At 67.8% G+C, this 7,805-nt stretch carries 5 protein-coding genes; 3 read left to right on the forward strand and 2 right to left on the reverse strand.

Annotated features, from left to right (window positions below; translation table 11 throughout):
- Positions 1-72 precede the first annotated feature (72 nt).
- A complete protein-coding gene (locus tag RS027_RS09535; RefSeq protein ID WP_311956421.1) occupies positions 73-2,640 on the forward strand; it encodes a GcvT family protein in 2,568 nt (855 codons plus the stop codon).
- A 36-nt stretch (positions 2,641-2,676) separates the two neighbouring features.
- Here the strand turns inward: RS027_RS09535 and RS027_RS09540 are convergent, their stop codons facing one another.
- Positions 2,677-3,723, reverse strand: a complete 1,047-nt coding sequence (locus RS027_RS09540; protein ID WP_311956422.1) for a GlxA family transcriptional regulator — start codon at positions 3,721-3,723, stop codon at positions 2,677-2,679.
- 211 nt (positions 3,724-3,934) lie between these two features.
- Between RS027_RS09540 and RS027_RS09545 the strand changes: the two genes are divergently transcribed.
- A complete protein-coding gene (locus RS027_RS09545; RefSeq protein ID WP_311956423.1) occupies positions 3,935-5,725 on the forward strand; it encodes a formate--tetrahydrofolate ligase in 1,791 nt (596 codons plus the stop codon).
- Between the two features lie 123 nt (positions 5,726-5,848).
- Positions 5,849-7,009 carry an NnrS family protein gene (locus RS027_RS09550; RefSeq protein ID WP_311956424.1) on the forward strand — a complete coding sequence of 387 codons (1,161 nt, stop codon included), beginning with the start codon at positions 5,849-5,851 and terminating at the stop codon, positions 7,007-7,009.
- Here the strand turns inward: RS027_RS09550 and RS027_RS09555 are convergent.
- Positions 6,993-7,559 (reverse strand): YIP1 family protein, encoded by a 567-nt coding sequence (locus RS027_RS09555; protein ID WP_311956425.1) that lies wholly within the window; start codon positions 7,557-7,559, stop codon positions 6,993-6,995. The genes RS027_RS09550 and RS027_RS09555 overlap by 17 nt on opposite strands.
- Positions 7,560-7,805 lie beyond the last annotated feature (246 nt).

Genomic DNA, 7,805 nt, shown 5'->3' on the forward strand with positions numbered 1-7,805 from the left:
CCGGGGCAAGGGCGGGCTCTCGCCTGGCTTATGGTGAAGCGGTAAAGGGGCGATAGAGTATCGGAGGGCGACATGGCAACACTACCCAAGCGCGCGGATGCGGTAATCATCGGTCAGGGCGGCATCGTTGGCGCCTCGGTGGCCCACCACCTGATTGAGCTGGGCTGGGACAACCTGGTGGGGCTCGAGAAGTCCGCCATCCCCTCGGACATCGGGTCCACCTCCCACGCCTCGGACTTCTGCTACATGACGTCCCACGACAAGATGACGTGCTACACCACGATCTACAGCCGCCGCTTCTACGAGCGCCTGGGCCGCTACGCCAAGATCGGCGGCCTCGAGGTGGCGCGGGTGGGGGACGACCAGCGGCTGCAGGAGCTCAAGCGCAAGGTGGCCTCGGGCAAGGCCTTCGGCTCCCGGGCGCGCCTCATCGGCCCCGACGAGGTCGCCGAGCGCTTCCCGCTGGTCCAGAAGGAGCTGGTCCAGGCCGCCCTCTGGGACCCCGACGCCGGGCTGATCGTGCCGCGCTCGCAGCAGGTCGCCGGCGAGCTGGTCGAGCAGGCGGTCGCCTCGGGGCGGCTCCAGGCCTTCGCCGACACTCCGGCGCTCGACATCGATGTCCGGGACGGCCGCGTGTGCGGCGTGGAGACTGCCCGAGGCTATATCGCGACCCCGGTGGTGATCGTGACCTCGGGCATCTGGGGACCGATCCCCGCGGCCATGGGCGGTGTTCGCCTGCCGCTGATGCCGGTCGAGCATCCGCTGCTGTTCTTCGGTCCCTTCGGGGCCTTCGCCGACACCGGCGTGGAGATCGGTTATCCCTTGTTCCGTGACCAGGGCAACTCGGCTTACCTGCGCGACACCGGCGACCCCAGGAGAACCGAGGGCGGGCAGCTCGAGTGGGGTTACTACGAGACTACCGCCCCGCGTCTCGTTCCCCCCGGCGAGATTCTCGAGCGCGATCAGGCCCGGCTCTCGCCCTCCATGCGCGACCTCGAGCTTGATCAGGTCATGGACGCCTTCACCCGCGCAGTGGAGCTGACACCGGTGCTCGGTGAGCTGGGCTGGGACGAGAAGCACTCCTTCAACGGCCTGCTGTCGGTCACCACCGACGGCGGCTCCCTGGTCGGCGAGGCGCCCGAGACCCGCGGCCTATGGCTATGCGAAGCGGTCTGGGTCAAGGACGGCCCGGGCATGGGCAAGGTGCTGGCCGACTGGATCACTCAGGGCCGGCCGGCGCTCGATCCCCACGCCATCGATATCGCGCGCCTCTATCCGCTGCAGAAGACGCCGGACTACGTCTACGGGCGCTGTGCGGAGGTCGCCCGGAAGATCTACGATCCGCCGGTGCATCCCCGCGAGCCCTTCGAGAGCGGGCGCAACCTGCGCCGCAGCCCCTTCTGGCCGCGCGAGAAGGAGCTCGGCGGCTACTTCATGGAGGCGGCGGGCTGGGAGCGCGCCCACGGCTACGCGGCCAACGAGGCGCTGCTGGAGCGCTTCGGCGACCGCGTGCCCGAACGCCCCGAGGAGTGGGACGGCCGTCATTTCTGGAAGGTCTCCAACGCCGAGCACCTCGCCCTGAGCGAGGGCGTGGGCATGGTCAATCTTTCCCACTTCGCCATCTTCGACGTCGTCGGGCCCGACGCCGAGGCGCTGCTGGAGTACCTCTCGGTGGCCCGTGTAGGCGGCAAGACACCGCTGGGCAAGGGAGTCTACACCCACTTCCTGGACGACGCCGGCGGCGTGCGCGCCGATCTTACCGTGATCCGCCTCGCCGCGGACGGCTTCCGGGTGGTTTGCGGCGGCGATACCGGCCATCGCGATTACGTGTGGATGACGCGGATGGCCGAGGATCGGGGGCTGGCCCGCCTGCACGTTGAAGACCGCACCGACACCTTGGCCACCCTGGGGCTCTGGGGGCCCGAGGCCCGCCGCACCCTGCAGGCGGTCGCCGACGACCCCCGGGAGCTGGACGCCGAGCGCTTCCCCTTCGCCATGGCCCGTGAGATCCGGGTGGGCGGCCTGCCGGTTTGGGCCTTTCGCATCTCCTATGTGGGCGAGCTGGGCTGGGAACTCTACACGCCCTTCAGCGTCGGTCTCGCCCTCTGGGATCGGCTCTTTGAGCAGGGGGTGACGCCGGTGGGCATCGAGACCTACGCCAGCAGCCGCCGACTCGAGAAGAGCCTGCGGCTGCAGAACGTCGACCTGCTCACCGAGTACAACCTTTTGGAGGCGGGCCTGGCGCGTCCCAGGGTCAAGCCGGCGGCATTCCACGGCAAGGCCGCCCACCTGGAGCAGCGCGAACGCCGGCACCAGCCCGCCTACCTGTGTACCCTGACCCTGGGAGACCATCACGACGCCCGGGGCGTGGCTCGCTACCCCGTGGGCCACTCGCCGATCCTCGACCCGGATAGCAGGGAGGTGCTGGTGGATACGCTGGGGCGTCGCTCCTACGTGACGAGCATCGCCTATGGTCCCAGCGTGGGCAAGATCATCGCTCTGGGCTACCTGCCGGCGGCGCAGGCGCGGGTCGGGGCCGTCTTCGCCATGGAATACCTCGGCGAGCACTATCCGCTGACCGTCGAGGCCGTCGGCTACCGCGCGCTGTACGACCCCGAGAACCGGCGGCCGAAGGGATGAATGAAAGGCCAATAGAAGGCCTGAACCGCTTCGCTATCAGGCCTCGTCGGACGCCGGGGCAGGAAGCTGCGTCTCGTCCTCGGCAGTCGCATCCCCGGCCAGACGCTCGCTGCGCCGTGTCCGCTCGCGGCTGGGAGAGTGGCCGAAGCGGTCGTGATAGGACTTGGTGAAATGCGATGGCGAGATGAAGCCGCACGCCAGGGCCACGTCGGTGACCGGCATGTGCGTCTGGCGCAGCAGCAGGCGCGCGCGCAGCAGGCGCAGGTCCATGTAGTACTTCAGCGGCGGGCACTCCACGTAGCGCTGGAAGAGCCGCTCCAGCTGGCGCCGCGAGAGTTCGGCGTAGGACGCCAGCTCATCCAGGGGCAGCGGCTCCTGCAGGTTCGCTTCCATCAGGGTCGCCACCTCCTCCAGCTTGGGGTGGCTGCGGCCGAGTCGTATCCGCAGCGGAATGCGCTGGCGATCCCCGACGTCGCGGATGCGCTCGTGGATGAACTCCTCGGCGATCGACTCGGCCAGCGCCAGCCCCTGCTGCCGGGTGATCAGGTTGAGCATCATGTCCAGTGGCGCGACGCCGCCGGAACTGGTATGGCGGTCCCGGTCGATGACGAACAGCTGGTGGGTAAAGGTCACGGCGGGGAACATCAGCGCTTCGTGAATGCTCGAGAAATGCTCCCAGTGCAGGGTGGCGCGATAGCCGTCGAGGACGCCGGCCTGGGCGAGCACATAGCCGCCGGTGCAGACACCGCCCAGCGGGATGCGGCGCCCGGCCAGCCGCCGCAGCCAGCCAAGGGTGTCGCGGTCACAGCAGTGCTGGACCCCCGCGCCGGCGCAAACCACCATCAGGTCCAGCGTCAGTCCCTCCTCCATGGCGCAGTCCACCGCCGTCGTCAGGCCGCTGCTGGCCGCCACCGGGTGGCCGTCGCGGCTGATCAGGTGCCAGGTATAGAGCCGGCGCTCGGCAAGATGGTTGGCCATGCGGAAGGGTTCCAGCGCCGAGGAGAAGGCGAGCTGGGAAAAGCCGGGCAGCAGCACAAAGCCGATATCGTGAAGTCTATCCGGCGCTGTGGGTATGGGAGCCATCGTTCACCCTCCTCGCGACAACCCTCTCCCTCGACTCTAGCCAAAATTTCGACGTGGCGACAGCGGCGCGACTTGCCCGCCCGCGATCGGGACTGTTTTTCGCAGCGTCAGGCGCCGACGACCCTGCCGCGTCGTTGCCCGTCCCGGTGTCGCTGTGGCCAAGCCCGCCGACGTCGGCAAGCAAGCCCGCCCTCTGTCAAAGGCGAACACTGTGGCTATCGATGACTCGCTTATTGATGACCCGCTGAACGGCGCAGGAGAGGTGGCGATGACGATTCAACCGCAAGACTTCGGCCAGGAGCCTCGGCAGCCGATGCCGGATAACCTCAAGATCGCCCGCGGCGTGCGGCTCTGGCCCATCGAGGAGATCGCCCACCGCCTGGGAGTGCCCGGCGAGGCGGTAGAACCCTACGGCCGGGGGATCGCCAAGCTGGACCTATCCGCCGCGGATGCCGCCGAGGAGCCGCGGGCGCGCTACGTGGTGGTTTCGGCCATCACGCCCACCCCGCCCGGCGAAGGCAAGACTACCACCGCCATCGGCCTCGTCCAGGGCCTGCAGCAGCTTGGCCACCGCGCCAGCGCCGCTTTGCGCCAGTCCTCCATGGGCCCGACGCTGGGCACCAAGGGCGGTGCCGCCGGCGGCGGCTACAGTCAGGTGGTCCCCATGGAGCGTATCAACCTGCACCTGACCGGCGACATCCACGCGGTCACCGCCGCCCACAACCTGCTGTCGGCGATGGTGGACAACCACCTCCACCATCGCCACGCCTGCGACCTGGATCCCAAGAACATACGCTGGCAGCGGGTAATGGATATCAACGATCGCGCCCTGCGCCACATCGTCACCGGGCTCGGCCCGGCCGCCGACGGCGCCACGCGCCAGAGCGGCTTCGAGATTACCGCCGCCTCCGAGGTCATGGCGGTGCTCGCCTTGGCGACCTCGCTGGCCGATCTCAGACGCCGCCTGGGGCGGATACGGGTGGGCTATACGCGCGCCGGCGAGCCGGTCACCGCCGACGACATCGGCGCGGCGGGCGCCATGACGGCGCTGCTCAAGGAGGCGATCAAGCCCAACCTGTTGCAGACCGTCGAGCACGCCCCGGCGCTCATCCATGCCGGGCCCTTCGGCAACATCGCCCACGGCAACTCCTCCATCGTCGCCGATCGCATCGGTCTCCATGGCGGGGACTATCTCGTCACCGAGGCGGGCTTCGGGGCTGACATGGGCGCGGAGCGCTTTTTCAACATCAAGTGCCGCGCCTCGGGAATGACGCCGGACGCCGCGGTGCTGGTGGCCACGGTCCGGGCACTGAAGTTCCACACCGGGCGCTACGTCGTGACTCCGGGCAAACCGCTTCCCGCCGAGATGCTGACCGAAAGCCCCGAGGACGTTCGCGCCGGCGCCGCCAATCTCGTCAAGCAGATCGACAACCTGCGTGCCCACGGCGTCACCCCGGTGGTGGCCATCAACGCCTTCCCCTCGGACCACCCCAGCGAGCACGCCGTGATACGCGATATCGCCGAGGCCGCCGGGGTTCGCGCCGCCGTCTCGACTCACGTGCGCGACGGCGGTGCCGGCGCCCTCGAACTGGCCCAGGCCGTCGCCGATGCGGCCGAGGACGGCAGCAGTTTCCATTTCCTGTACCCGGACGAGATGCCCCTGGACGCCAAGATCGAGCGTATCGCCACCCGGCTCTATGGCGCCGCCGACGTCGCCTTCAGCCCCGAGGCCCGCCGCCAGATTGACGCCTACCAGCAGCAGGGCCAGGGCCATTTGCCGGTGTGCATCGCCAAGACCCACCTGTCGCTGTCATCCGATCCGACGCTGCGCGGCGCTCCTACCGGCTGGACTCTGCCGGTTCGCGAAGTGCGGCTCTCCGCCGGAGCGGGCTTCGTCTATGCGCTGTGCGGCGACATCCGCACCATGCCGGGCCTTGGCCGCGACCCCGCCGCGGCGCATATCGACATCGACGACAACGGCGAGATCACGGGGCTGTTCTAGGGCCTGCAGTCCTTGCCATCGCCCATCTATCTGGTTGATCAACTGGGTACGCTGTTTGATGTGCCTTTCATTGATAGCCCTGCGGCGCTGGTATCGAAGCCGATAAAAACGTATTTTAACTCCATGTTATCAAAACGCATTTCCCGCCGTTTTTCTGCTCCCCGGGCCGGCCAGCGCGGCGCTCCGGCGTCCCGCCGGGGCGACCGCGTACCGGCCTGGCAGGCGTTTTTCCCGCTGGCGGCCTGCCACGCGGCGGTGTTCGTGCCGCTGTCGCTTGCGGCAATGTACGGCATGCTGCCCTGGCTTACGCCGCTGGCCACGCCGGCCGGGCACGCCCGGGAGCTGCTGTTCGGCTTTGCTCTGGCGGTGATTGCCGGCTATTTGCTGGGCCCGCTGGCCAAAAGGCAACTGGCAGCGCTGGCGACGCTGTGGCTCATCGGCCGGCTGGGCATAGTGGGCGGCGGCTGGCTGGTGGTGGCGAGCCTGGCCGATGCGCTCTTTGCCGCCGCCGTGGCGTGGCTGGTGGTGCCGCGCTTTTTCGCCGCCAGGAAGTGGCGCAACCGCGTGCTGGCGCCGCTCATCGGACTGATCTGCCTGCTGGCCGTGGCCACCCTGGGGTCGCGCTATTTGGCCGGCTGGCCGGCTTTCCTGCTGCTCGAGCAGGGCGTGCTCTGGCTTACGCTGCTGATGGCGTTCATGGGCGGGCGGCTGATTGCCCCGGCGGTGAACGGCTATCTGAAGCGCCGCTTCAACAAAAGCGGCGCCGGGGTGCAGCCAAGGCTCGAAGCGGCGCTGATCGTGCTGCTGGGGGCGCTTCCGGCAACGCTCTGGCTGCCCGGCGGGCGGGTGCCGGCGGCGCTGATGGCCGCGGCTGCCGGAACGCTGGTGCTATATCGGCTGTGGTGCTTTGCCCCTTGGCAGTGCCGAGCCCGGGCAGATCTGCTGGCGCTGATGGCGGGCTATGCCTGGCTTGGCGCGGGCCTTTGGCTATACGCCGCAGCGGTGGCGGGCGCGCTTCCGGTGAGCACGGCGCTGCACGGAGTTACCGTGGGGGCGCTGGGCACGCTGGCAAGTTCGGTGATGCTGCGCCAGGCGGTATCTCGGGCAAAAGCCCGCCCGGAAAGCGAGCGGGCGTTCATGCCGCTGGCGCTGCTGTTTGCCGCCGCGGCAGGGCTGCGGTTCGGCGGCGGTCAGGCCGCGCTCTGGGGCGCGGCGCTTTGCTGGAGTACGGCCTGGCTAGCGCACGCCTGGCGGCTTTTGCGCTGGGTCAATACGACCAGATGATGGCCATCAGCAGGCCCCAGGCGAGCACCCCGGCGGCCATGATGGTGTAGGTGGCCGATAGGGTAGTCATGTCCTGGCCCTGGCGCTCGCAGAGGGCGCCCAGCCCCTGATAAACGAGGCTGCAGGAGATGCCCAGCGCCACCAGTACCGCCAGCACGTTGAGCAGCAGGCTGGGGATGAGCAGCACCACGGCGGATGACCACAGCGGCAGCGGCGCAAGTGCTGCCAGCAGATAGGCGTCCTGGTAGTCGATGGTCATGTCATCGGCGATGTTGACCACGGTATGGATCAGCCAGCCCATGACGAAGAACGTCAATAGCTCGGACAAAAACAGGATGGTGGTAATAAAGCGCCACTGGCGGTCGCCGAATCCGGCGACGAAGGCGTCGCCGTAGTGAGTGCCGGCGTAGTACAAAAGCACCGGCGGAATCAACGACATGGGCAGCACCAGGCCAAAGGCCAGCTTGGCGATGGACGGCCGGCGGCGCTGCAGTTCTTTCCAGCCCGCCCGGCGCGTGAAGGGCAGCTTGATCACGGTAGTGGGGTTCATGGCGGTGTCCTCGAGGGTGGGTGGAGAAGAGGATGGCAACAAGGGCTAGCACCACACATAACACAATGAAGGTGGCTCGTCAGGCGGCTAAAAGTATCATATTATGATGTTTTATGTTGAAACCACTAGGGTGTGTTAACAATCATTAGTTTCGTTTAAACTGATTTAGTATTCATAGATTTTGGTGGGCCATGAGTCGGTTGAAGTTACGCGATGATCAGTGGGAGCGAATCGAGCACCTGCTCC

Origin of the sequence: Halomonas garicola (genome assembly GCF_031935715.1) — a bacterium.
Lineage (GTDB): Bacteria > Pseudomonadota > Gammaproteobacteria > Pseudomonadales > Halomonadaceae > Vreelandella > Vreelandella garicola.